Source organism: Streptomyces sp. NPDC042638 (assembly GCF_040647235.1).
Classification (GTDB): domain Bacteria; phylum Actinomycetota; class Actinomycetes; order Streptomycetales; family Streptomycetaceae; genus Streptomyces; species Streptomyces rameus.
Window position 1 is genome coordinate 1 of record NZ_JBEZBT010000006.1, and the last position, 23,512, is coordinate 23,512.

Consider the following 23,512-nt stretch of genomic DNA (forward strand, 5'->3'; position numbering starts at 1 on the left):
CGGCCGCCCCCCCCCTCAACCGCGCCCGGTATCACTTGTCGGTCCCCCCGGGGTTGGTAACCGCCGGGGCGTCGCCCCGGGGGGCGGGGGCCCCCCCCGCGGACGGGGGCTCCGCTTCTGTGGCCCGGGCGTCAGGACGGCGGCCGGGCCCACACGGCGTCGCCGGTGGACAGACGGTGTGTCACCACCGAGGTGAGTGCCAGGAGCAGCAGGCACAGGCCCAGGGTGAGCACGAGGTGGCCGTGCAGGACCAGTCCGGCACCGCAGAGGGCACCGAGCAGCATCGCCAGCACGGACAGGATCCGGCGGCCGGGCCGCGGCGCCGCACCGCCCGCCGGCGTGGAGTCCGCGGCCAGACCGGTGAGGGTCAGCGTCAGCACGGTGGTGGTCATGTCCGGGACGCCCAGGCGCCGGGCGACCGCGTTCTGCAGACCCATGCCGAGCCCGAGGCACACGATCAGCGTGTACTGGACACCGGTGGTGACCCGGCCGTCGGCGACCGCCGTGACGAGGACGGTCACGGCGACCAGGACCGTCTGCACGGCGGTGGCCGTCCTCAGCAGGTGCCCCCGGTGCGCGGCGAACCGGCTGCCGAGCCTGCCGCCGGCCAGCGCGCCGAGCAGGAACGTCACCAGCGCGACGACGGAGGCGAGCGCGGACAGGTTCGGGGCACCCCCCAGCGCGAACCCCAGGAAGACCACGTTGCCGGTCATGTTGGCGACGAAGACGTGCCCCAGCGCCAGATAGCTCACCGCGTCGACCAGCCCGGTCACCACGGTCAGCGTCAGCATCAGCGGTGGCAGCGGTCCGTGGCGGTCGTCCTTCGGCGGGACCAGCGTACGGACGGCGTCAGTCAGCAAGCCGCGCACGAGGCTCTCCTTCCGCCGCCGAGGGCGTACGGTGCAGCACCAGGCGGGTCAGCAGCCCGCTGACGGGGCCGGCCACGATCGCGGCGAGCACGACCCACACCGGCCACGGGGTGATGCCCAGCGCGTGGTCGACGGACCACCGGCCGGGCCCGGTGAGGGCCAGCGCCGCGGAGACCACGACGAGGACCAGCGGGTACTCGTAGCCGTCGTTCTGCACCCAGAGACCCTTCGGCCACTTGACGGTGCCCGCGACGGTCATCACCCCCATGGCGGCCATCGCCGCCAGGGGCGTGAGGAGTCCGGCGGTCAGGAACAGGCCGGCACCGATCTGACTGGCGCCCGCGACCACCGCGGTCAGCCGGCCCCCTCGGAAACCGTCGTGCCGGAACTCCTCGGTTCCGCCCGCCAAGCCGTGGCCCCCGAGCCGGAAGCTCACCTTCTGCACTCCGTGCCCGGCGACGAGCAGTCCCGCCACCAGCCGGAGGACCAGCAGTCCCGCATCCATCGTGTTGTTCCCTGCCTGTATGTTCCGTCGTTTTCCCGGTCGGGTCAGCCGGCCGCGTGGGCGCCCATGACGGCCTGCGCGTACACGACGCCGAGACCGTAGGCGCCGGCGTGCTGCTTCACCACGTCGGTGGTGGCGGCGTACGTCTCCGTGCGCGCCCAGTCGCGCTGCAGCTCCAGGAGCACCTGCACCCACGTCACCGGGACGGCACCGCCCTGGACCATGCGCTGGACGGCGTGCTCGTGGGCCTGCGGGCTGACACCGCCGGACGCGTCCGTGACGACGTACACCTCGTAACCCTGCGCGATCGCGGACAGCGTGGGCAGGACGACGCACACCTCGGTCCACAGACCCGCGATGACCAGCTTCTTCCGGCCGGTCGCCTTGACGGCGTCCACGAAGGCCGTGTCCTCCCAGGCGTTCATCGAGGTGCGGTCGATGATCTTCTGGTCCGGGAAGACATCGGTGAGCTGCGGCATGATCGGGCCGGAGAAGGACTCGGCGGCCACCGTGCTCAGGACGACCGGCACCCCGAAGGCCCGGGCGGCCTTCGCCAGGCCGACGGTGGAGTTGATGATCGCGGTGCGGTCCCCGCTGCCCGTGCCGAAGAACATCTGCGGCTGGTGGTCCACGAAGAGCACGGCGCAGTTGTCGGGGGTCAGCAGGTCGGGGCCGGGGGACGCGGTGACCTGAGCGATGTCGACCATGGGAGTACTGCCTTTCCTAGGGTGGGTGAGGGTGGTGATGAGGGAAGTGGTTCGAGGGGGATGGTTCAGAGGGAGAAGCAGGGGTCGAAGAACGTGCCGCCGCCTTCGCGTGCGGCGCCGCGCCGTACCCGCCACGCGTGGTGCCGCTCCGACTCGGCGACGGCCTCGCCGAGTGACTCGGCCTGGCGCACGCCCGCCGACCGGGACGCCTGGTAGCCGCCGAAGTGCGCCACCGGGCTCCAGTCGGGTGCCACGGGCGGCAGCTCCTCGTCGAGACCCTCGTACTCGCCGGCGGCGTAGACGATCCGGCCGCCGGTGACCGTGAGCAGCGACTCGATGTGCGCGATCTCCGGCTCCGGCACCGTGAAGTAGTCCTCGGACAGCACCGCGAGGTCGGCGAGACACCCCGTCCGGAGCACGCCCTTGACCTCTTCCTCACCGGTGAGTCGGGCCCCGGCGACGGTGAACATCCGCAGGGCGGTCTCCCGGTCGACGCGATTGCCGCGCGGACGGAGTACGAGGTCGCCGACGCCGCGTCCGCTCACCAGCCAGTGCAGGGCGACCCAGGGGTTGTAGGTGGAGACCCGGGTGGCGTCCGTACCGGCGGCCACGGTCAGCCCGCGCTCCAGCATGGCCCGGACCGGCGGGGCGTCCGCGGCGCGGCCGGGGCCGTAGCGGTGCAGGAACGCCTCTCCCTGGAAGGACAGCCGGTTCTGGACGGACATGGCTCCGCCGAGCGCGGCGACGCGGTCGAGGCTCTCCGGGGAGGCGGTCTCCGCGTGGTCGAACAACCACCGGTTGCCCGCCGGGAACAGCCCCTCGACGGCCAGCTTCTCGAACACCGCGAGGTCCCGGCGGATGGTCTCGTCGTAGGTGGCGTGCAGCCTGAAACCCCAGCCGTTCTCCATGAGGAGCCGGACCGCCTTCTCGAACTCCGGCTCGTACTCGCCGAGTTCGGGGCGAGGCTGGGCGAAGTTCTCGAAGTCCGCCGCGGCCCAGGTGAGGTTCTCACCCGCTCCATTGAGGCGGAGCCACTCGTCCCCGTCCTCGGGACGGGCCGTCTCGATCCAGCGGGTCAGGTCGGCTATCTCCTGGCCCGCGGTCTGCGGGAAGAGGTGGTAGGCGATGCGCAGCGACAGCTGCCCGGCCCTGGCCAGTTCGACGACGGTGCTGTAGTTCTCGGGGAAGTTCTGGAAACCGCCGGCGGCGTCGATCGCCGACGTCAGGCCGAACCTGTTCAGCTCGCGCAGGAAGTGACGGGTCGAGAGCTTCCTGTCCTCGCCCTCCAGAGCGGGCGCCTTCGCCAGCGTCGCGTAGAGGACGAGTGCACTGGGCGCCGCCAGCAGCATGCCCGTCGGTTCCCCGTCCCGGCCGCGGACGATCTGGCCGCCCCTGGGCTCGGGCGTGTTCCTGTCGAACCCGGCGGCCCGTGCCGCCGCCCGGTTGAGAACGGCCGACTGGTACAGGTGCAGCACGAACACCGGGGTGTCGGGGGCGGCCGCGTTCAGTTCGGCGACCGTCGGCAGCCGGCGTTCGGCGAACTGCTCGGCCGACCAGCCTCCCACCACGCGCACCCACTGCCCCTTCGGTGTCCGCGCGGCCTGCTCCCGCAGCATCGCCAGACCCTGGCGGAGCGTCGGAACCCCATCCCAGCGCAGCTCCAGGACGTAGTTGAGCCCGCCCCGGATCACATGCAGATGGGCGTCGTTGAGCCCCGGGACCATCCGCCGGCCGAGCGCGTCCACCACCTTCGTGTCCGAACCGATGTAGGGGGCCACGTCCTTGTCGTCACCGACGGCCGTGATGACACCGCCGCGGACGGCGAGCGCCGCGGCCCGCGGACGGCCCGCGTCCCCTGTGTGGATCTTCGCGTTGCGGACGACGAGCTCTGCGGCTTCGTCGGTGGCCTGGGGAACCAGACCGCCGACCGGCATGGCGGACACGTGTACGGGACCTCCTCCGGGATGAGCGTCCGCGCCCTCCGCGGCATGCGGACCCGGCGGACGGGAAAGCGGTGACGGGCGCGAGTGCCCGCCGACGGCCGCCCGGCGAAGAACGGCGAGTGCCGGGCGGACCGCGACCGCTGCGCCGTGAACGCTAGGCCCGGCGGATGCCCTCGCGTGTCCCGTCCGCGCACCGCGGCGTTCCTCACAGCGCACTGGACGCGGGCCGCGGGGGCCGCCGGACCCCGGGGCGGGCCGGGGCGGCCCGGGGCGGCCCTCCTGTGCGCTGTCAGGACGTCGGGGGTGCGCTCGTGGGCAACTACGGCGCTCCCGGCGGACCTAACGTGCGGTCCAGCGGCGCCGGAGTGCTCAGCACGACGGTCCGGATCACGTGCCGGAACGGCCGGCGCCCCGATGCAAATCCAGGAGATCCCCATGTCTGATGCCATCGCGCCGGTCCAGCCGGTGCTGGAACCCGCCGCGGCCGAGTTCGCCGAGGCGACCGCCAAGCCGCCGTTCCTGTTCGACCTGCCGCCGGCGGAGGGCCGCAAGGCCGTCGACGAGGTGCAGTCCGGCGAGATCGAGAAGCCGGCCGTCGACGAGGAGTGGATCACCGTCTCGGGCGGCCCCACGGGCAGCGTCCGGGCGCGGATCGTCAAGCCCGCCGGTGCCACCGGCACCCTCCCGGTCGTCTTCTACATCCACGGCGCGGGCTGGGTCTTCGGCAACGCCCACACCCACGACCGTCTGGTGCGCGAGCTGGCCGTCGGCGCCCGGGCCGCGGTCGTCTTCCCCGAGTACGACCTGTCGCCCGAGGCCCGTTACCCGGTCGCCGTCGAGCAGAACTACGCGGTCGCGCAGTGGGTGGTGGAGCAGGGCGCCGGCAAGGGCCTGGACGGCTCGCGGCTGGCCGTGGCCGGTGACTCCGTCGGCGGCAACATGACCGCCGCCCTCACCCTGATGGCCAAGGAGCGCGGGGGTCCGGCCCTGGTGCAGCAGGTGCTGTTCTACCCGGTCACGGACGCGAACTTCGACACGCCGTCCTACCACCAGTTCGCCACCGGCTACTTCCTGCGCCGCGACGGCATGCAGTGGTTCTGGGACCAGTACACCACCGACGAGGCCGAGCGCGCCCAGATCACCGCCTCCCCGCTGCGCGCCACCACCGAGCAGCTGAAAGGCCTGCCGCCGGCGCTCGTCATCACCGGTGAGGCCGACGTGCTGCGCGACGAGGGCGAGGCGTACGCCAACAAGCTCCGCGAGGCCGGCGTGCCCGTCACCGCGGTGCGTTTCCAGGGCATCATCCACGACTTCGTGATGCTCAACGCCCTGCGCGGCACCCACGCCGCCCAGGCCGCCATCGACCTGGCCGTCCGCACCCTGCACACGGCCCTGCACACCGCCTGACTCCGGGGAGACACCGCAGACATGAGCACCTCCACGCCCACCGTCGTCCTCGTCCACGGCGCCTTCGCCGACGCCGCCAGCTGGTCCGGGGTCATCGGGGAACTGCAGAGCCACGGCATTCCCGTGATCGCGCCGCCGAACCCGCTCCGCGGCCTGGCCGCCGACGCCGCGTACGTCGCCTCCATCGCCGCCCAGGTCGACGGTCCCGTCGTACTGGTCGGCCACTCCTACGGCGGTGCGATCATCACCGTGGCCGGCACCGCCGACAATGTCGTCGGCCTCGTCTACGTCGCCGCCTACGCCCTGGAAGAGGGCGAGAGCCTCGGCGAACTGCAGGGCCGCTACCCGCTCTCACCGCTGGCGAGCAACCTCAGGCAGTGGACGTACCCCGTCCCGGGCGGCGAGCCCGCCGTCGAGGTCACCATCACCGAGGACGCCTTCCCGTCGGTCTTCGCCGCCGACGTGCCCGCCGAGGTCACCAAGGTCCTCGCGGCGGCCCAGCGCCCGCTCGCCGCCGCGGCCTTCGAGGAGACGGCCTCCGCCGCCGCGTGGCGGACCAAGCCGTCCTGGGCCCTGGTCGCCGGCGCGGACAACGCGATCAACCCGGAGGTGGAGCGCTTCGGCGCGAAGCGGGCCGGGGCGACCATCGTCGAGGCCGAGGGCGCGTCGCACGCGGTCGCCGTCTCCCAGCCGAAGGCGGTCGCCGACCTGATCCGCGAAGCGGTGCGCGCGACGAGCTGACCCGGCGCCACGAACGGCCGCGCGGACGCCTCCCCCGTATCGCGTCCGCGCGGTCCCGGCCCCTGTACGCGGTTCGGGCCCGCGAGCAGAACCGGAGAACCGCCGACGCCGGACGTTCACCTCGAACCGTCATGACCGCGCTCCGGAGGAATGGGGCGTCGTCACCCGGCACGACCCGACCGGTCCACACCGGCCTCCCCGCGCCCCGCACTCCGCCCCGCCTCGCGCGGCGCGAACCCCGGCCCGCCGGAGCCGCGGGGTGTGGTCGGGTGCTGCCTCGAAGGCCGTGGATCCCGCCCCGGACCGGCCGGAATCGGCTCGGTCCGCGCGGCGGCGCTCACCGCCGGATCCAGAAGGTGTGGCAGCTGGGCGGCAACAGCGCTCTCCCCCGACGGTCACGGTCAGCCGACCCCCGGCACGGCTCCTCATGTCGGCCCGCGCCCCGGGTCGCCGGTCCCTCACCCCGCGCCGCGTCCTCGTGGCCCGGGGCGGGCCCGTCGGCCGGTCAGGGTGCGGCAGCCGCCCGGGCGACGGCCGTTGCCGCTGTCTCGACGTCCTCGGCCGTGGTCCAGCGGCCCAGCGACAGCCGCAGCGCCCCGAGCGCGCGGTCGGCGGCGAGGCCCATGGCGGTGAGTACCGGGGAGGGGGAGTGGGTGCCGCTGTGGCAGGCCGAACCGGTGGAGGCCGCGATCCGGTCGGCTCTGGCGAGGAGTTCATGGCCGAGGGTTCCCTCGACGCTGACGTTGAGCGTGTTCGGCAGGCGCTGCCGCTCGGGTCCGTTGAGGCGGACGCGGCCGGGCAAGGCGACGGTCAGCCGCCGGTGGAGGTCGTCGCGCAGGGCCGCGACGCGGGCCGGGGCGCCGTCGGCGAGTTCTCCGGCCGCGACACGGGCAGCGGTGCCGAGGGCGACGGCGAGGGCCACGTTCTCCGTGCCGGCCCGGAGACCGCGTTCCTGGCCGCCGCCGTAGACCACCGGCTCCAGCCGTACCCCCTCACGCACGTAGAGGGCGGCGACGCCCTTGGGCGCGTACATCTTGTGCCCGACGACGGTCAGCAGGTCGACGCCCAGTGCCTGGACGTCGAGGGGGATCTTTCCGGTGGCCTGGGCGGCGTCGCAGTGGAACAGCGCACCGTGCGTGCGGGCCAGCGCGGCCAGTTCGGTGATCGGCTGGAGTGCCCCGGTCTCGTTGTTGGCGGCCATCACCGACACCAGCACTGTCTCCTCGGTGAGGGCGGCGGCCAGCGCGTCCGGGGCGACGAGACCGGCGCCGTCGACCGGCAGTACCGTCACGCGCGCCCCGTGCAGGCGCCGCAGCGCCCGCGCCGTCTCCAGCACGGACGGATGCTCGGTGGCCTGCGTGATCACGTGCGGCGCCGAGCGGCCGGAGGCCAGCAGCGTGCCGCGCAGGGCGAGCAGGTTCGCCTCCGAGCCCGAGGACGTGAAGACGACCTCGGAGGGCCGCGCGCCGATCAGGGCCGCCACCTGGGCACGCGCCCCGGCGAGCGCCCGGCGCGGTTCGGCGCCGTAGGGATGGCTGCTGGCGGGATTGCCGAAGTGGACCGTCAGATAGGGGGCCATCGCTTCGACAGCCCTCGGGTCGACAGGCGTGGTGGCGTTGTGGTCCAGGTAGACGGGCCCGTCGGCCGGTCCCGGACGCGGCGCGAGTGCGCCGGGCGGACCGGTCATCCCCGTCCCGCCGCACCGGCCGGCAGCCACACGGTGTCGCGGGCGCGTTCGCGGCACCCACCACGGCAGTACACGACGATCATCGTCCTTCCGGCGGCTCGGCGAGGGACTCCGGACGCGTCCAGGGACACCGTAGAGGAGGTCACCGCGCCGCGGCGGAAGGCCGGACAGGCGGAGGGTGAGGTCAGCCGTTGCGCCGGCACCCCCCGAGGAACCGGGAGGCGTTCCCGGGCACCGACCGCCCTGCGGGCCGCCCGGCCTCCCACGGACGCGCCGCGCCACGCCGCCCACGATATGACACGGCGTCAGCCGGTGATTACGCTGCGCATGTGATCGGGTCACGGGTCGGCCGCGACGGGAGCGTGGGGCGTCTGCGTCGTGCCGCCCTGCTGGTCGGGCTGGTTCTGGTGGTCGCCGCCCACCTCACCGGCGCGGTGCACGCCTGTCCCTTCGCCGGGGCGGACCCGAGTGCCGTGGTGGCGGGGGACGTTGCGCACACGGCCGACGGAGCCGGCGGCACGGGTTCGACCGCGCCCCCTCCCGGTCACCGGCACGGGGCGGACGGCCACGTCGACCACACGGCGGACCGGCCGCGCGCCGCCCTGGACGACACCGGACTCGGGGACGAGGCGCCCCAGCCGGTTCTGCCCGCCGTGTCACGCGGCCGGTTCACCCACGGCGGGTGGCGCGCGCGGCCCGGTGACCCGCGCCCCTGCGAGAACGGCTCCCCACGCGCGCTCGTCCGCGTCCTGCGGCAGTAGGCCGGCCCCCGCACGCCCCGGGCCCGTCCGCGGGGCGGGAGTGTGCCCGACCGCCCCGCCCCACTCGCGCAGCGTCCGCCGCACCGCCGTCGGGCCTGAAGGAGCCGTACCCCATGCACCTCTCCCTGCCCGAACCGTTCGGGGCGCGTGCGCCCCGTCCACCGGCCGCCCGACGCGCCGCCCACCTCGTCGGCGACACCCCGGTGCTGTGGGTGGACGAGCCGTTCGCGCCGCCCGGCCGCGGTTTCCACGCCAAGCTGGAGGGCGCCAATCCGGGCGGCCTCAAGGACCGGCCCGCCCTGCACATGGTCCGCGAGGCACGCCGGCGCGGCGACCTGACGCCGGGCGCGCCGATCGTCGAGTCGTCCAGCGGCACCCTCGGTCTCGGCCTGGCGCTGGCCGGGCTGACCTACGGCCACCCGGTCACCGTCGTCACCGACCCCGGCATGGAACCTGCCGTGGCGCGCCTGCTCAGCGCGCTGGGCGCACGGGTCCTCCAGGTCGGCGCACCGCACCCCGAGGGCGGCTGGCAGGAGGCGCGCCGCGAGCGGGTCGCCGGCCTGCTGGCGCGCACCCCCGGCGCGTACTGCCCGGACCAGTACCGCAACCCCGACAACGCCGCCGCCTACCGGCCCCTCGCGGCCGAGCTGACCGCCCAACTCGGACGGGTCGACGTACTGGTGGCCGCGGTCGGCACGGGCGGCCACTCCGCCGGGGTCTCCGCCGTGCTGCGTGAGACCGTGCCGCGGCTGACGCTCATCGGGGTGGACTCGGTCGGCTCGGCCATCTTCGGCCAGCCGGCCGGACCGCGACTGATGCGCGGCCTGGGCTCCAGCATCCATCCGGAGAACGTCGACTACGCGGCCTTCAACGAGGTCCACTGGGTGGGTCCGGCCGAGGCGGTCTGGGCCTGCCGGCAACTGGCCCGCCGTCACTACGCCTCCGGCGGCTGGAGCGTCGGGGCGGTGGCGCTGGTGGCCGGGTGGGCGGCGCGCACGTATCCCGCCGGGACCAGGATCGCCGCGGTCTTCCCCGACGGCCCGCACCGCTACCTCCAGACGGTCTACGACGACGCCTGGTGCCGCGAGCACGCCCTCCTCGGGCGGACACCACCGTCCGAGCCCGACGACATCGCCGAACCGGACGCGCGCGTGGTGACGCGGTGGACCCGGTGCGCCCGGGTCCGCGATCCGCTCGCGCGCGATCTGGCGAAGGCGGGCCCGCGGTGAGGCGGCTGTGGACCCAGGTGGCCTCCTTCGACCGGCCGGCCCGGCTGTTGATGGTGAACCAGTTCGCCATCAACCTGGGTTTCTACATGCTGATGCCCTACCTGGCCGACCATCTGGCCCACGGCCTCGGCCTCGCCGCCTGGGCGGTCGGCCTCGTGCTGGGGGTGCGCAACTTCTCGCAGCAGGGCATGTTCCTCGTCGGCGGCACCCTCGCCGACCGCTACGGCTGCAAGCCGATGATCCTGACCGGATGCGCCCTGCGGTCGGTCGCGTTCGGACTGCTGGCGGTGGCGGCTTCGCTTCCCGCCCTGGTGACCGCTTCGGCCCTGACCGGTCTGGCGGGCGCGCTGTTCAACCCGGCGGTACGCGCGTACCTCGCGGCTGATGCGGGGGAGGAGCGGCGGGTGGCCGCGTTCGCCGCCTTCAACGTCTTCTACCAGGCGGGCATCCTGGTCGGTCCGCTCGCCGGACTCGCCCTGCTGGCGTGGGACTTCAGCGCGGTGTGCGCGGTCGCGGCGCTCATCTTCGCCACCCTGGCGTTGCTGCAGTCCCGTGCCCTGCCCGCCCGGCCCCCGGCCGGCCGTGGCGCCGAACCCGCCTGGCGGGCGGTCGCCGCCGACTGGCGGACCATCGCCGCCAACCGGCCCTTTCTCCTCTTCGCGGCCGCCATGAGCGGCTCCTACGTCCTGGCGTTCCAGGTCTATCTGGCCCTGCCGCTGCACGCCCGCGAACTCTTCGGCCCGCGGACCGGCGCGGTCACCGGGGCGGTCTTCGCCGCCTCGGCGCTCGCCGCGCTGGCGGGACAGCTGAAGCTGACGGCGTGGGCCCAGCGCACCCTCTCGGGGCCGCAGGCCGTCGCGTGCGGGCTGGCGGTCATGGGCGCCGCCTTCCTGCCCCTGCTGCCGCGGACCCACGGCGCCACGGCCGGGGCGGTCACCCTGACGGTGTGCGCGGTCCTGCTGGCCTGGGGCGGGGCACTGCTCTACCCGTTCGAGATGGACACCGTGGTGCGGCTCTCCGGGGACCGGCTCGTCGCCACGGCCTACGGCGCCTACAACACCGCCTCCGGCATCGCGGTGTCGCTGGGCAACCTGGCCGTCGGGGCACTGTTCGACACGGGGGTGCGCTGGCTGCCGTGGGCGGCGCTGGCCGCCACCGGGCTCGGGTGCGCCGCTCTGGTCGCGGGGCTGCACCGGGCCGGACACCTGGGGACGAGGCCGGTTCCGGTGCCGGGATGACGCACCGCCGGACGGCGGCGGGGGGACACGCCCACAGCCCGCGGCCGTCATCCCGTTGTGAGGCGCAACACGGAGCACGTCGTGGAGCGCAGCCTGCCCCCGCCCCGGCGCGAACTCGGCCGCATGACCTTCACAGGGCGCGGCACAGCAGGGCCGCGGGGCCGGGACGGCTGCCCACCCGGGTGGTGAAGGCGATCCCCGCGGCGTACTCGTCCGCCGCGCACTGCCCCTTGTAGTGGCCGGACGCGAAGTCTCCGCCGGCCGCGTCGGCGGGCCGGTTGTCGGACCGGTCGAACCACACCGTACGCCCGGCGCCCGGCAGCGCGGCCCGTGCCGGTGCGCACAGCGCCGCCGACAGGCGTTCGCCGCGCAGGCTGTAGCCGATGAGGAACTCCCCTGCGGGACACTGGTACTTGGTGTAGCCGGACGCCCAGTCGCCACCGGCCGGTACGTTGCGCTCGTCGGTGACGACCGTCTGCCGGGCCTCGGCGCCGCGCAGATCGCCCGTACCGGCGTCGGTGCACAGCCCGCGCCCACCGGTGTGGCTCAGCCCCGCCAGCCTCGAACCGTCGGGGCAGGCGGCCTTGTGCGCTCCCGGATCCCAGTCGCCCGTGGCGCGCACCCGCAGTGACGCCACCGCGTCGCCGTGATCGGTGCTGAGCATGCGCCAGACCGGCACGGCGGCCACGGCACCGGTCTTGCCGGGCGTGGTCATCAGATGCTGCCACGCGGCGGCGCGCCAGTCGCCGCCGTCCAGGATGCCCGAGCGGTGCCCCGCACTGTCGTAGCGCAGCAGTGCCCAGTCGTCGTGGCCCTCGAAGCCGACCAGCGGCCAGAACGCGAAGTCGGCGTCGTGGTCGGCGAAGTAGTCGGTGACATTGCCGAACCAGGTGCGGGCCGCCGCGTTCGTCTCGCTCGAACCGATGCCGAACTCACTCACCCAGACGGGCGCGGTGTAGTGCCGGCCGGTCTCCTCCGCGAAGAACGCCTCGTCGTCCAGGGCCGCTGCCAACTCCGTGCGGGACAGGTCCTGGTAGCGCGCGTCGTGGGTCTCGCCGATGCCCGTGGCGCCGCTGTGGCGGGGGCCGGTGTAGCCGTAGAAGTGGGCCGAGTAGACCAGCTTGCGGGAGTCCACCAGGGTGTGCGAGAGGGTGCGGGCGGGGGTGAGCACGGGCCGGCCGTGCGGCAGCCCGTCCACCGGCACACCGGTCCAGTTGATGCCCTCGATCACGACGAGGAGGCGCGGGTTCGCCTCGGTGAGTATGCGGTCGGCGGCGACCTGGGCGGCGCCGTACCAGTCGTGGTCGTCCCCCAGACCCCAGTTGGGGTCGTCCAGCACGTCCCGCCGGACCTCGTTGTACAGGTCGGCGCCGACCACGCGCGGGACGGAGGCGTAGCGGCGGGCCATGAACACCCAGTCGTCCGCCCACCGGCCGGTGGTCTGGCCGCTGTTCCAGCGCTCGTTGCCGTCGACGCCGCAGCACCACCGCGAGGTGTTGGTGTGGTTGTTGAGGATGACGGCGAAACCGTCCTGGCTGAGCGCCTCGACCACGGCGTCGTAGATCTCCAGCGGTGTTCTGCCGCGGAGCTGGGGGTTGGCCGAGACGGCGTTGTCGGGCACGGGCGCCGTGCTGTGGATCATCTCGTTGGAGAAGGGCAGCCGGATGGTGTTGACGCCCAGTGCATGGAAGTCGGCGAGCAGTCGGGGCAGTGGCGTGCGGTCCAGGCCGAGCGGTATCCCGTGGGAGTCCTGCCCGGCGTGGTGGTTGGCGGGGTCCGCGGCACTGCCGCTGCCGGTCCACGAGCCTTGCGCGCCGTCCCAGTTGGCGCCCTTCAGCCGGAACCGGTCGCCGTGGGCGTCGACGACGTAGCGGCCCCGGGTGGACAGGGGGGCGTACCAGGTGGCCGCGTCCGTCGGGCCCAGGGCGGCCCGGGCGGGAGCGGAGCGCGGTGCCGTGGTGGCGATCCGGGCGGGCGGTGCCGTGGTGGCGATCCGGGCGGGGGCCGGCTGTGGTGGTGCGGTGGCGAAGGCCGTGGTGGTCGTGGTGGCCGTGAGCAGCAGACCCGCGGCGGCGACGGCGAGCCGCGGCACGGCTGGTGATATCGGCATGAGGACCCTTGGGGGTGGGTGGCGGGGGAGTGGGCGGGCCGGTCGACGGCACCGCCCGGCTGGGCGGAGTCTCCACCACCGTCCGGGGCGGGGGGAAGAGCCGGAACGGTGTGTACGTCCGGCCGCCGTTCCCCGGGCGGGCAAAGGCGGTCGGGCACCGGCGGCCGGTCGGTGCGGGCCGTCGCGGCGACGTCCGGACACGTGCCGGGAGACCCTCCGAGTCAGGCCACCGCCGACCCCTCCCACCCACTTGACGGGTGCATGGTCCGTACCTATGGTCTCGTCAACTCAAACGTTCAAAAAGCCGTATGGCGTTCACATATGAGGACGGGTCAGATGCAGGACAAGGACATACCAGCCCGGCGCCGCCGCACGTTCCCGCGTTCCGCTCTCGCCCTCACGGCGGCGGCCGGCGTGCTCACCGCCGGGCTCCTCGCCCTGCCGGGCGCCCAGCGGGCTCAGGCCGCACCCACCGCGTTCGCGCACCCGGGCGTCACCGTCTCGCGCGCCCAACTCGACTTCGTCCGCGGCAAGGTCCAGGCCGGCGCCCAGCCCTGGAAGGGCGCGTACGACCAGATGATGGCCAGTGGCTACGCGAGCCTCAGCCGTACGCCCAAGCCCCGCGCCGTCGTCGAGTGCGGTTCGTACTCCAACCCCAACTACGGTTGCACGGACGAACGTGAGGACGCCATCGCGGCGTACACGGACGCGCTCGCCTGGTACCTCACCCGTGACGAGCGCTACGCCAAGAAGGCGATCGAGCTGATGGACGCCTGGTCAGCCGTGCTCAAGAACCACACCAACAGCAACGCGCCGCTGCAGACGGGCTGGGCGGGCTCCTCCTGGCCTAAGGCCGCCGAGATCATCAAGTACACGTACACCGGCACGTGGGCCAACTCGGGCCGGTTCGCGACCATGCTCCGCGACGTCTATCTCCCCGAGATCATCAACGGCTCGAACTCCAACGGCAACTGGGAGCTGTCGATGATGGAGGCGGCCGTCGGCATCTCCGTCTTCCTGGAGGACAAGGCGTCGTACGACACCGCCATGGCGAAGTTCCGCACTCGCACGGCCGCCTACGTCTACCTCGCCTCCGACGGCGACCTGCCGAAGACCGTACCGAGCCAGAACCTGAACACCCGCGACAAGATCGTCTCCTACTGGCAGGGCCAGTCCACCTTCGTCACCGGCCTGACCCAGGAGACCTGCCGCGACTTCACCCACACCGGATACGGCATCTCCGCCATCTCCCACATCGCCGAGACCAGCCGCATCCAGGGACAGGACCTGTACGGCACCGACGTCGGCGAGCGGCTGCGGCAGGCCCTCGGCTTCCAGGCCAAGTACGAACTGGGCACCGCCGCCCCGAGCTGGCTGTGCGGCGGCACCGTGAAGCGGGGGCTGGGCCCGGTCACCGAGGTCGGTTACAACGCCCTGCACAACCGACTGGGCATCGCCATGACCAACACCCAGGCGCTGACCGAGCAGAACCGCCCGGCGGGCAGCAACAACCTCTTCGTCGCCTGGGAGACCCTGACGCACGGGGACAACCCGAACTGAGCCGCACGGGCGGCCGGCCCGGCCCGACGGCTCCCGGACTTCTGTCCTCGGGAGACCGTCGGCCGCGTCATGGCCGGCGCCGGGCCGGCCGGCCTCGCCGTGCCGGGGGACCGGCGGTCAGAGGGCCGAGCCCGCGTCTCCGGGCCGGATCCGGCCGCGCCACCCACCGGACTCCCCGCCGCGGTCCTCGATGTAGCTCTTGAACCGCTTCATGTCACCCTTGACCCGCCGGTCGATCGTCCCGAGCAGGTCCGCGGCCTTCTCCGTGGCTCCGCTGGGCTCGATGTCCATGACCAGCTCGACCTTGGTGTGGGTGTCGTCCAGGCGCTCGAAGCGGACGGTGCCCTTCTGGTTGGTGTCGCCGCTGGTGGTACGCCACGTGATGCGCTCGTCGGGCAGCTGGTCCACGATCTCGGTGTCGAACTCGCGCCGTACCCCGCCGATCTTCATGGTCCAGTGATTGTGCCGGTCGTCCAGCTGCGTGACCTCCTCGACGCCTTCCATGAAGTTCGGGAAGTTCTCGAACTGGGTCCACTGGTTGTAGGCGGTGTGGAGGGGGACGTCGACTTCCACCGCTTCCTTGACCTTGCTCATCTCTGCCTCCGTTCACTCTCCGGGCTGTGCGAACCCCCGAGGGCCTGCGCGGGCCCGGCCGGGGCCTGCCGGGTACCCAGGCAGCCGGCGGTCATGACTGCGCGCCTGACCGCGTGCGCACCCCGCGGCGGGCCCCGGAGCCGGTCCGACGCATCCCGCGAGGCCCCGAGCCCTCCCGAACGGTGCGGATCCGGCCACTGCCCCCGCATTCCGGCCACCGCCTTGACGTGGTGTTTTACAGTGTGAGCCACCAGTTCCGGCGACAGGACCTGTGAGGTATTCGCGAACATGCCGACCGAGACGTTTGAGTTTCAGGTAGAGGCCCGTCAGCTGCTCCAGCTGATGATCCACTCGGTGTACTCGAACAAGGACGTCTTCCTGCGGGAACTCGTCTCCAACGCCTCCGACGCGCTGGACAAGCTGCGTCTGGAGAAGCTGTGGGACGACTCGCTCGACGCCGACGTGTCCGACCCGCACATCGAGATCGACATCGACAAGGACGCCCGTACGCTCACCGTTCGGGACAACGGCATCGGGATGTCGTACGACGAGGTCGGGCAGCTCATCGGCACGATCGCCAACTCGGGCACCGCGCAGTTCCTGCGGGAGCTGCGGGAGGCCAAGGACGCCGCCGGTGAGGAAGGGCTCATCGGCCAGTTCGGCGTCGGCTTCTACTCCGGCTTCATGGTGGCGGACGAGGTCACCCTGCTGACCCGGCGCGCCGGCGAGAGCCAGGGCACCCGGTGGACGTCACGCGGCGAGGGCACGTACACGCTGGAGAGGGTCGACGACGCGCCGCAGGGCACGTCGGTCGTGCTCCACCTCAAGCCCGCCGACCCCGAGAACCAGCTCCACGACTACACCTCCCCGTGGAAGATCAGGGAGATCGTCAAGCGGTACTCGGACTTCATCACCTGGCCCATCCGGATGGTGCCCGAGGGTTCCGGCACGGCCGACGAGAGCGCCGAGCCGCCCGCACCCGAGACCCTCAACTCGATGAAGGCCCTGTGGGCCCGGCCCCGCGACGAGGTGTCCGACGACGAGTACCACGAGCTGTACAAGCACATCGCCCACGACTGGCGGGACCCGCTGGAGACGATCCGGCTCCAGGCGGAGGGCACCTTCGAGTACCAGGCCCTGCTGTTCCTGCCCGCGCACGCCCCGCACGACCTGTTCACCCGGGACGCCAAGCGCGGCGTGCAGCTGTACGTCAAGCGCGTGTTCATCATGGACGACTGCGAGGCGCTGCTCCCGCCGTACCTGCGCTTCGTCAAGGGGGTCGTCGACGCGGCGGACCTCTCGCTGAACGTCTCCCGCGAGATCCTCCAGCAGGACCGCCACATCGAGATGATGCGGCGGCGGCTGACGAAGAAGATCCTATCCACGGTCAAGGACATGATGCCCAAGGACCAGGAGCGGTACGCCACGTTCTGGCGGGAGTTCGGCACGGTCCTCAAGGAAGGGCTGATCTCCGACCCGGAGAACCGCGACGCCATCCTCGCCGTCGCGTCGTTCGCCAGCACGCACGACGACTCCGCGCCGACCACGCTGAAGCAGTACGTGGAGCGGATGAAGGACGGCCAGGAGGACATCTACTACCTGACCGGCGAGTCGCGCCAGAGCATCGAGAACTCCCCCCACATGGAGGCGTTCCGGGAGCGGGGCATCGAGGTGCTCCTGCTCACGGACGCCGTCGACGAGGTGTGGGCCGACGCCGTCGGCGAGTACGAGGGCAAGAAGCTGCGGTCCGTCGCCAAGGGGCAGATCGACCTCGACGCCAGCAACGAGGACGCTTCCGACGGCGAGCGGGAGAAGCAGAACGAGGAGTACGCCGGGCTGCTCGGCTGGATGAAGGAGCACCTGGACGAGGACATCAAGGAGGTCCGCCTCTCCTCCCGCCTCACCGTCTCCCCGGCCTGTGTCGTCTCCGACGCGAACGACCTGACCCCGGCCCTGGAGAACATGTACCGCGCGATGGGCCAGGAGGTGCCCCGCGCCAAGCGGATCCTGGAGCTGAACCCGGACCACCAGCTGGTGAAGGGCCTCAATCAGGCGTACAAGGAGCGCGAGGACCGCACGGAGCTGGCCGAGACCGCCGAGCTGCTGCACGGCCTCGCCGTGCTCGCCGAGGGCGGCCAGCCCAAGGAACCGGCCAGGTTCGTCAAGCTGATGGCGGACCGTCTGGAACGCGCGCTGTAACCCGGCTCCGCCGCCGTCGGCGGCCTGCCCCGGGGTACCGCGCCCCGGAAGGACGGCAGGCCGCCCGCGGCCGGGGGCTCCCCGGGCGGCCTCCATGACGAAACCGCATACCGCCCTTGCCGGACTTTCGTTGGACTCATGGACGGCGCGTTCCTAGCGTGGCAGGCATGAACGCTCCACGCATCGCCCTCGTCACAGGGGCCAACCAAGGACTCGGCCGTGCCCTCGTCGAGGGGCTCGCGAGCCGCATGGACCCGGACGACCTGGTCCTGCTCACCGGCCGCGACCAGCGGCGGGTGACCGACGCCGCCCGCGAGGCGGCACAGCTGCCCGGCACCCGCGCCCAGGTCGTGGGCCGGGTACTGGACGTCACCGACACCGACGCCATCGCGCTCCTCGCCGAGGACCTGCGGGCGCGCCACGGAGGCGTCGACATCGTCCTGTCCAACGCGGTCGCCCGCCTGCTGCCCGAGGACTCGCAGGCCGGGCGCGCCGACGAGTTCATCGACGTCTCCAACACCGCCACGCACGCGATCCTGCGCTCCTTCGGCCCCGTGCTGCGCCCCGGCGGCCGGCTGCTCGTCGTGGCCAGCAGCCTCGGCACCCTCGGTCACCTGGACCCACGGCTGCACCACTTGTTCGACGGCGCCACCCTCGACCAGGTCGAGTACGCCGTGGAGTCCTGGCGCGGCGCCGTCCACCACCACACCGCCCAGGAGGCGGGCTGGCCGGTCTGGCTGAACGTGCCCTCGAAGGTCGCCCAGGTCGCCGCCGTCCGCGCGGTCGCCGCCGAACGCCGGGCACACGACCTCGCCGACGGCACGCTGATCGCGGCCGTGTGCCCCGGCATGGTCGACACCGCCACCTCACGCCCCTGGTTCAGCGACTACAGCGGGGCACAGCCGCCCGCCCGGGCCGCCGAGGCCGTACTCGACCTGGTCCTCGCCCAGCACGTCGATCCCGCCCTCTACGGCGAGCTGGTCCGCTTCGGCAAGGCCCTGCCCTGGCACGACGGCACGCCCCCGGTGGAACAGGACCGCCTGCTCACGCCGTGAGCCCGCCCTCACCCACCGCCCGGCGACCGGGCACCCGAACCCGCGACGCCACACCGGCGGCCGGGGCGGCGGCAGGGTCCCGGCCGGGTTCGCCAAGAGCGTCGGGCAAGGCGCCGCGACGTCCGTTCTCCTCGCGACCTCCACCCTCCTCGACGGAGTCGGCGGGCGGTGCCTCGTCGACTGCGACGAGACCGAGACCGAGACCGAGGCCGAGACCGAGACCGAGGCCGTCGGCCGGCGCACCGGCACGCCGCACGGCGTCGCCCGGTACGCCGTCGACCCGGACTTCGCGCGACGCCTGTGGACGCTGTCGCGGGACCTGCTCGCCCAGGCCGGCTGAAGACGCCTACCGGCGCCCGAACAGGACCGCCCCCGGGACGCGTTCGTCCAGGTCGAGCACCAGCTGGGCCTCGACGGTGAACCCGGCGTCGCCCAGCCGGGCCGCCACCCGGTCGGGCCGGCGGAGGTGCACGTGGACGTTCATCGGGTGGCCGCCGTAGCCCTCCGTCTTCCGCCGCGTCTCGTCGCCGACGTGAAAGCCGAGCAGCAGCGGTCCCCCGGGGCGCAACACCCGCCGGAAATGACCGAGGACCGCGGGGACGGCGGCGTCGGGGACGTGGATCAGCGACCAGAAGGCGAGCAGGCCGGCGACCGAGGCGTCGGCGAGGCCGAGGTCCGTCATCGAGCCCACCTCGAACCGCAGCCCCGGGTGGTCGCGCCGGGCCACCTCGATCATCCCCGGGGAGATGTCGATCCCGAAAGCGTCCACACCCAGCCGGCTCAGATGCGCGGTGACGTGCCCGGGGCCGCAGCCCACGTCCGCGACCGGGCCGCCGCCGGCGGCGCGTACCGATCCGGCGAACAGCGCCAGGCACGCTCGGAGGTACGGTTCCGCGTCGAGCGCATCGCGCATGCGGTCGGCGTAGCTGACCGCGACTGTGTCGTAGGACGTTCGGGTGTCTGCCAGCCAGCGATCCGCGTTCACGCCGGGACACCCTAGCCCGGTGACCGGGGTGACGCACCACTGATCGCCCCCGAAAGCCGGGGCAGGGATTCTCGCATTGGCATGGACCTGACGCGTCGGGAGGTCTAGGCTCTGCCCCGCCACAGATGAGAGCGCTCTCAGTATTCGGCTGTTCCGCCCCACCACTGGAACGACGAAGGACAACTCCCATGAGACGCAAGAGACTCACGTTCGCCGCGCTGTCCGCGCTGCTGTTCCTCGGCGGACCGGGCATGGCCGGAACGCTCCCTGCGGCGGCGGCCGGCCGGGCACCCGGATCCGCAGGGCCCTCCGTGACCGCCGCGTCCGTCGAACCGGCGTCCGACGGCGTCGTGACCGCCATGCAGCGCGATCTCGGCCTCACGCGGAAGCAGGCCGAGTCGCGGATCGCCGCCGAGCGCACCGCCGCGGCTGTCACACCCAAGGCCCGCCGGGCCGCCGGGAACGCCTACGCGGGCTCCTGGTTCGACGCCGCGCGGGGGCGCCTGACGGTGGCGGTCACCCCGGACGCCTCACCGGACACGCGCCGCGCGCTCCGGGCGTACGGGGCCGAGATCCGCACGGCGGGGCACACCGCCAGGCAGCTGGACGCCGTCAAGACGCGCATCGACCGGCTCTCCGCCCCGTCCGGAGTGAGCGGCTGGCACGTCGACCCGGTGGCCAACACGGTCGTCGTCGACGTGGTCCGGCGTCACCGCTCTGACAACGATGTCCGACGGTTCCTCGACCAGGCCCGGAAGGCGGGCGCCGTCACCGTCAGGACCGTCTCCGCCGCCCCGCGGACCTTCGCCGCGGGCACGGTCGGCGGCGATCCCTACTACACCGGCAACGTCCGCTGCTCCATAGGCTTCTCGGTGTACGGCGGCTTCGTCACCGCCGGGCACTGCGCGCAGCCGGGCGCCGGGGTCAGCGGCTGGGACGGCTCCTACATCGGCACCTTCCAGGGCTCCTCGTTCCCGGACAACGACTACGCCTGGGTCAGCGTGGGCAGCGGCTGGTGGACGGTGCCGGTCGTCCTGGGCTGGGGCACGGTGCCCGACCAGCTCGTGCGCGGCTCGGCCGTGGCACCCGTCGGCTCCTCCGTCTGCCGCTCGGGATCGACGTCCCACTGGCACTGCGGGACGGTGCTCGCGCTCAACGAGACCGTCAACTACAGCCAGGGCGCGGTGCACGAACTGACGAAGACGAGCGCCTGCGCCGAACCCGGCGACTCCGGCGGCTCCTTCATCACCGGCGACCAGGCACAGGGCGTCACCTCCGGCGGCTGGGGCAACTGCTCCGGCGGCGGCGAGACCTGGTTCCAGCCGGTCAACGAGATCCTCAACCGCTACGGCCTGACCCTGCACACCTACACCGGCTGACCGCGCAACGCCCCGACCACCCGCGGTCGCGCCAGGGGTTCCGTGCATACGGCGCGGAACCCCCGCCCGTGGCATCGCCCGAACCCTGGAGCAGACCCCGTGCCGACACTCCCCCCGCGCAGTCCCCTCGCACCCTCCCGGCCAGGACAGGCCCTCCGGCACCTCCTGACCGCCCTCGTGGTGACGACGCTGGCCCTCACCACCCTCCTGGCAGCCGGCACGTCCCCCTCCCGGGCCGCCACGTCCTGGACGCCCCGGCCGGCCCCGATGACCACCCCCTGGACGGACCGGGTCCCCGTGGACCACCCCCTGCCGGAGTACCCCCGGCCGCAGCTCACCCGGCCCGACTGGGCCAACCTCAACGGCATCTGGGACTTCGCCGTCACCGCCCGCGACGCCGCGCAGCCGACGACGTTCGGCGAACGCATCCGCGTACCGTTCGTGCCGGAATCCGCGCTCTCCGGCATCCAGCGCAAGATCACCGGCAACGACCGGCTCTGGTACAAGCGCACCTTCACCGTGCCCGCGGGCTGGGGCGGCCGACGCGTCCAGCTCAACTTCGGTGCCTCCGACTGGGAGACGACCGTCCTGGTCAACGGCAGACAGGCGGGAGCGGTGCACCGCGGCGGCTACGACGCCTTCTCGTACGACATCACACCCCTGCTGAACGGCGGCACCAACACCCTCGTCGTGTCCGTGTACGACCCGACGGAGACCGGCGGCCAGGCCATCGGCAAGCAGCGCATCCAGGACGTCACCCCGCACTCCGGCCACAGCATCGTCTACACCGCCTCCTCCGGCATCTGGCAGACCGTCTGGCTGGAACCCACGGCGGCGGGGCACATCACCCGGCTCGACATGGTCCCGCACCTGGAGGACGACACCCTGCACGTGACCGTGCGCGGCACCGGAGCCGACGGCGCCGCCGTGACGGTCAGCGTCTCGGGCCAGGGCACGACGGTCGGCAGCGCCACCGGAACGGTCGGCACCGAGTTCGCCGTACCGGTGCCGAACGCCCGCCTGTGGTCGCCCGACGACCCGTTCCTGTACGACGTCACGGCCCGGCTGACCGGGAGCCCGGGCAGGGACACGGTCGGCGGCTACACCGGCATGCGCTCGATCGCGGTGAAGGACGTCGACGGCGTGCGGCGACCGGTCCTCAACGGACGGTTCGTGTTCCAGACCGGCACCCTCGACCAGGGATTCTGGCCCGACGGCCTCTACACCGCCCCCACCGACGAGGCCCTGAAGTTCGACCTGGGCAAACACAAGGACCTCGGCTTCAACATGGTGCGCAAGCACATCAAGGTGGAACCGCAGCGCTGGTTCTACTGGGCGGACCGGCTCGGCCTGCTGGTGTGGCAGGACATGCCGTCCATGGACAGCGGCAGGACGCCGGACGGCACGGCACGCGCCCAGTGGGAGAGCGAGTACCGCGCCGTCATCGACCAGCACCGCAGCTCGCCCGCCCTCATCCAGTGGGTCGACCAGAACGAGGGCTGGGGCCAGTACGACCAGGCACGCATCGCCGGCATGGTCAAGGCGTACGACCCCTCGCGCCTCGTCGACAACATGAGCGGGGTCAACTGCTGCGGTGCCCAGGACGGCGGCAACGGTGACGTCATCGACAACCACACCTACGTCGGGCCGGGCAACACGCCCACGGAACCGGTGCGCGCTTCGGTGCTGGGGGAGTACGGCGGCCTCGGCTATCGCGTCCCCGGCCACGAGTGGTACCCGGGCGGCGGCTTCAGCTACGAGGACCAGCCGAGCCCGGCAGCGCTGAACGACCGGCTCGTCGGTCTGCTCGACGGCATCCGGGAGAACGCCATGCCCGCCGGCGGTCTCTCCGCCTCCGTCTACACGCAGATCACCGACGTCGAGAACGAGACCAACGGGCTGATGACCTACGACCGCCAGGTCGTCAAGGTCGACGAGGCCCGCGTCCGCGCCGCCAACCAGGCCCTCGTCGCCGCCTCCCGTACCCTCGGCCCACCGGTGAAGCTGCCGCTGGAGCAGTACGTGTCGATCCGCGTCACCACACCCGGCCACACCGACCGCTACATCCGCCACTCCGACGGGCTCGGCTACACCGAGGTGGTCGGCTCCGGCAGCAGCGACCTGCTGAAGCAGGACGCCACCTGGAAGGTGACGCCGGGCCTGGCGAACAGGCTCTGCTACTCCTTCGAGTCCCGCAACTACCCGGGTGAATACCTGCGGCACCGCGACTTCCGGGTCCGCCGCGAGCCGGGCGACGGCTCCGCGCTGTACAAGGCGGACGCGACCTGGTGCCCGGTCCGGGGCGACGGCGGCATCAGGCTGTCCGCGTCCGGCTTCCCCGGCCAGTACCTGCGGCACATCAACGCCGAACTGTGGCTGGCGCAGGCGGGCGGCCCGCACACCTGGGACAACCCGGCCACCTTCACCGAGGACACCACCTGGGCCGTCGAAGCCCCCTGGGCACCCTGACCGCCCGTAGCCGGGTCCGTCCGGCGAAAGGCGGGTACGGCACGGCACACCGGACCGCCGACGGCTCTAAACGG

At 72.8% G+C, this 23,512-nt stretch carries 18 protein-coding genes; 10 read left to right on the forward strand and 8 right to left on the reverse strand.

What is annotated here, in order from left to right; genetic code table 11:
* Positions 1-131: 131 nt before the first annotated feature.
* From AB0B40_RS07185 to AB0B40_RS07200, 4 genes are all read right to left on the reverse strand, one after another.
* Entirely contained in the window at positions 132-869 is a 738-nt protein-coding gene (locus AB0B40_RS07185) for a YoaK family protein (RefSeq protein WP_362263415.1), read from the reverse strand.
* Positions 850-1,374, reverse strand: coding sequence for a DoxX family protein (locus AB0B40_RS07190; protein ID WP_345059366.1), 525 nt, complete (start codon positions 1,372-1,374; stop codon positions 850-852). The genes AB0B40_RS07185 and AB0B40_RS07190 overlap by 20 nt, the downstream gene beginning before the upstream one ends.
* Positions 1,375-1,418: 44 nt before the next feature.
* A complete protein-coding gene (locus AB0B40_RS07195; RefSeq protein WP_345059369.1) occupies positions 1,419-2,081 on the reverse strand; it encodes a hydrolase in 663 nt (220 codons plus the stop codon).
* A 65-nt stretch (positions 2,082-2,146) separates the two neighbouring features.
* A complete protein-coding gene (locus AB0B40_RS07200) occupies positions 2,147-4,015 on the reverse strand; it encodes an amidohydrolase (protein WP_362263536.1) in 1,869 nt (622 codons plus the stop codon).
* Positions 4,016-4,459: 444 nt separating this feature from the next.
* Here AB0B40_RS07200 and AB0B40_RS07205 point away from each other — a divergent pair, with 444 nt between their 5' ends.
* Positions 4,460-5,431, forward strand: a complete 972-nt coding sequence (locus tag AB0B40_RS07205; RefSeq protein ID WP_362263418.1) for an alpha/beta hydrolase — start codon at positions 4,460-4,462, stop codon at positions 5,429-5,431.
* A 21-nt stretch (positions 5,432-5,452) separates the two neighbouring features.
* Complete coding sequence (locus AB0B40_RS07210) at positions 5,453-6,172, forward strand: alpha/beta hydrolase (RefSeq protein WP_345059373.1); 720 nt, start codon at positions 5,453-5,455, stop codon at positions 6,170-6,172.
* Positions 6,173-6,677: 505 nt separating this feature from the next.
* Here the strand turns inward: AB0B40_RS07210 and AB0B40_RS07215 are convergent.
* Entirely contained in the window at positions 6,678-7,859 is a 1,182-nt protein-coding gene (locus tag AB0B40_RS07215; RefSeq protein ID WP_362263420.1) for a cysteine desulfurase family protein, read from the reverse strand.
* Positions 7,860-8,188: 329 nt separating this feature from the next.
* On the opposite strand from AB0B40_RS07215, the gene AB0B40_RS07220 reads away from it, so the two are divergent.
* The 3 genes from AB0B40_RS07220 (at position 8,189) to AB0B40_RS07230 (ending at position 11,087) form a co-directional block, all read left to right on the forward strand.
* Positions 8,189-8,620: a hypothetical protein gene (locus AB0B40_RS07220; RefSeq protein WP_362263422.1), complete on the forward strand. Its 432-nt coding sequence runs from the start codon at positions 8,189-8,191 to the stop codon at positions 8,618-8,620.
* A gap of 113 nt (positions 8,621-8,733) precedes the next feature.
* Positions 8,734-9,849: a pyridoxal-phosphate dependent enzyme gene (locus AB0B40_RS07225; RefSeq protein ID WP_362263424.1), complete on the forward strand. Its 1,116-nt coding sequence runs from the start codon at positions 8,734-8,736 to the stop codon at positions 9,847-9,849.
* On the forward strand, positions 9,846-11,087 hold the full coding sequence (locus tag AB0B40_RS07230) for an MFS transporter (RefSeq protein ID WP_362263425.1): 1,242 nt from the start codon (positions 9,846-9,848) through the stop codon (positions 11,085-11,087). The genes AB0B40_RS07225 and AB0B40_RS07230 overlap by 4 nt, the downstream gene beginning before the upstream one ends.
* Before the next feature lie 130 nt (positions 11,088-11,217).
* On the opposite strand, the gene AB0B40_RS07235 is transcribed toward AB0B40_RS07230, so the two are convergent.
* Entirely contained in the window at positions 11,218-13,197 is a 1,980-nt protein-coding gene (locus tag AB0B40_RS07235) for a cellulase family glycosylhydrolase (RefSeq protein ID WP_362263427.1), read from the reverse strand.
* Between the two features lie 336 nt (positions 13,198-13,533).
* On the opposite strand from AB0B40_RS07235, the gene AB0B40_RS07240 reads away from it, so the two are divergent.
* Positions 13,534-14,757, forward strand: coding sequence for an alginate lyase family protein (locus AB0B40_RS07240; RefSeq protein WP_362263429.1), 1,224 nt, complete (start codon positions 13,534-13,536; stop codon positions 14,755-14,757).
* A 117-nt stretch (positions 14,758-14,874) separates the two neighbouring features.
* On the opposite strand, the gene AB0B40_RS07245 is transcribed toward AB0B40_RS07240, so the two are convergent.
* A complete protein-coding gene (locus AB0B40_RS07245) occupies positions 14,875-15,351 on the reverse strand; it encodes an SRPBCC family protein (RefSeq protein ID WP_345059387.1) in 477 nt (158 codons plus the stop codon).
* Positions 15,352-15,639: 288 nt separating this feature from the next.
* On the opposite strand from AB0B40_RS07245, the gene htpG reads away from it, so the two are divergent.
* Positions 15,640-17,550, forward strand: coding sequence for a molecular chaperone HtpG (gene htpG, locus AB0B40_RS07250; RefSeq protein ID WP_362263431.1), 1,911 nt, complete (start codon positions 15,640-15,642; stop codon positions 17,548-17,550).
* Between the two features lie 167 nt (positions 17,551-17,717).
* Positions 17,718-18,605 (forward strand): SDR family NAD(P)-dependent oxidoreductase, encoded by an 888-nt coding sequence (locus AB0B40_RS07255; protein ID WP_362263433.1) that lies wholly within the window; start codon positions 17,718-17,720, stop codon positions 18,603-18,605.
* Positions 18,606-18,951: 346 nt separating this feature from the next.
* Here the strand turns inward: AB0B40_RS07255 and AB0B40_RS07260 are convergent, their stop codons facing one another.
* The gene (locus AB0B40_RS07260) at positions 18,952-19,590 is read right to left on the reverse strand and encodes a class I SAM-dependent methyltransferase (RefSeq protein ID WP_362263434.1); all 639 of its coding nucleotides are present in this window, start codon (positions 19,588-19,590) and stop codon (positions 18,952-18,954) included.
* A gap of 188 nt (positions 19,591-19,778) precedes the next feature.
* Between AB0B40_RS07260 and AB0B40_RS07265 the strand changes: the two genes are divergently transcribed.
* Both AB0B40_RS07265 and AB0B40_RS07270 read left to right on the forward strand, forming a co-directional pair.
* Entirely contained in the window at positions 19,779-20,969 is a 1,191-nt protein-coding gene (locus AB0B40_RS07265) for a S1 family peptidase (protein ID WP_362263436.1), read from the forward strand.
* A gap of 177 nt (positions 20,970-21,146) precedes the next feature.
* Positions 21,147-23,438 (forward strand): AbfB domain-containing protein, encoded by a 2,292-nt coding sequence (locus tag AB0B40_RS07270; RefSeq protein WP_362263537.1) that lies wholly within the window; start codon positions 21,147-21,149, stop codon positions 23,436-23,438.
* The last annotated feature ends 74 nt before the right edge of the window (positions 23,439-23,512 follow it).

Coding starts and splice junctions, on each gene's coding strand:
- AB0B40_RS07190 (WP_345059366.1), bottom strand. CDS start 1,374: ATGGATGCGGGACTGCTGGTCCTCCGGCTGGTGGCGGGACTGCTCGTC.
- AB0B40_RS07195 (WP_345059369.1), bottom strand. CDS start 2,081: ATGGTCGACATCGCTCAGGTCACCGCGTCCCCCGGCCCCGACCTGCTG.
- AB0B40_RS07200 (WP_362263536.1), bottom strand. CDS start 4,015: ATGCCGGTCGGCGGTCTGGTTCCCCAGGCCACCGACGAAGCCGCAGAG.
- AB0B40_RS07205 (WP_362263418.1), top strand. CDS start 4,460: ATGTCTGATGCCATCGCGCCGGTCCAGCCGGTGCTGGAACCCGCCGCG.
- AB0B40_RS07210 (WP_345059373.1), top strand. CDS start 5,453: ATGAGCACCTCCACGCCCACCGTCGTCCTCGTCCACGGCGCCTTCGCC.
- AB0B40_RS07215 (WP_362263420.1), bottom strand. CDS start 7,859: ATGACCGGTCCGCCCGGCGCACTCGCGCCGCGTCCGGGACCGGCCGAC.
- AB0B40_RS07225 (WP_362263424.1), top strand. CDS start 8,734: ATGCACCTCTCCCTGCCCGAACCGTTCGGGGCGCGTGCGCCCCGTCCA.
- AB0B40_RS07235 (WP_362263427.1), bottom strand. CDS start 13,197: ATGCCGATATCACCAGCCGTGCCGCGGCTCGCCGTCGCCGCCGCGGGT.
- AB0B40_RS07240 (WP_362263429.1), top strand. CDS start 13,534: ATGCAGGACAAGGACATACCAGCCCGGCGCCGCCGCACGTTCCCGCGT.
- AB0B40_RS07245 (WP_345059387.1), bottom strand. CDS start 15,351: ATGAGCAAGGTCAAGGAAGCGGTGGAAGTCGACGTCCCCCTCCACACC.
- htpG (WP_362263431.1), top strand. CDS start 15,640: ATGCCGACCGAGACGTTTGAGTTTCAGGTAGAGGCCCGTCAGCTGCTC.
- AB0B40_RS07255 (WP_362263433.1), top strand. CDS start 17,718: ATGAACGCTCCACGCATCGCCCTCGTCACAGGGGCCAACCAAGGACTC.
- AB0B40_RS07265 (WP_362263436.1), top strand. CDS start 19,779: ATGAGACGCAAGAGACTCACGTTCGCCGCGCTGTCCGCGCTGCTGTTC.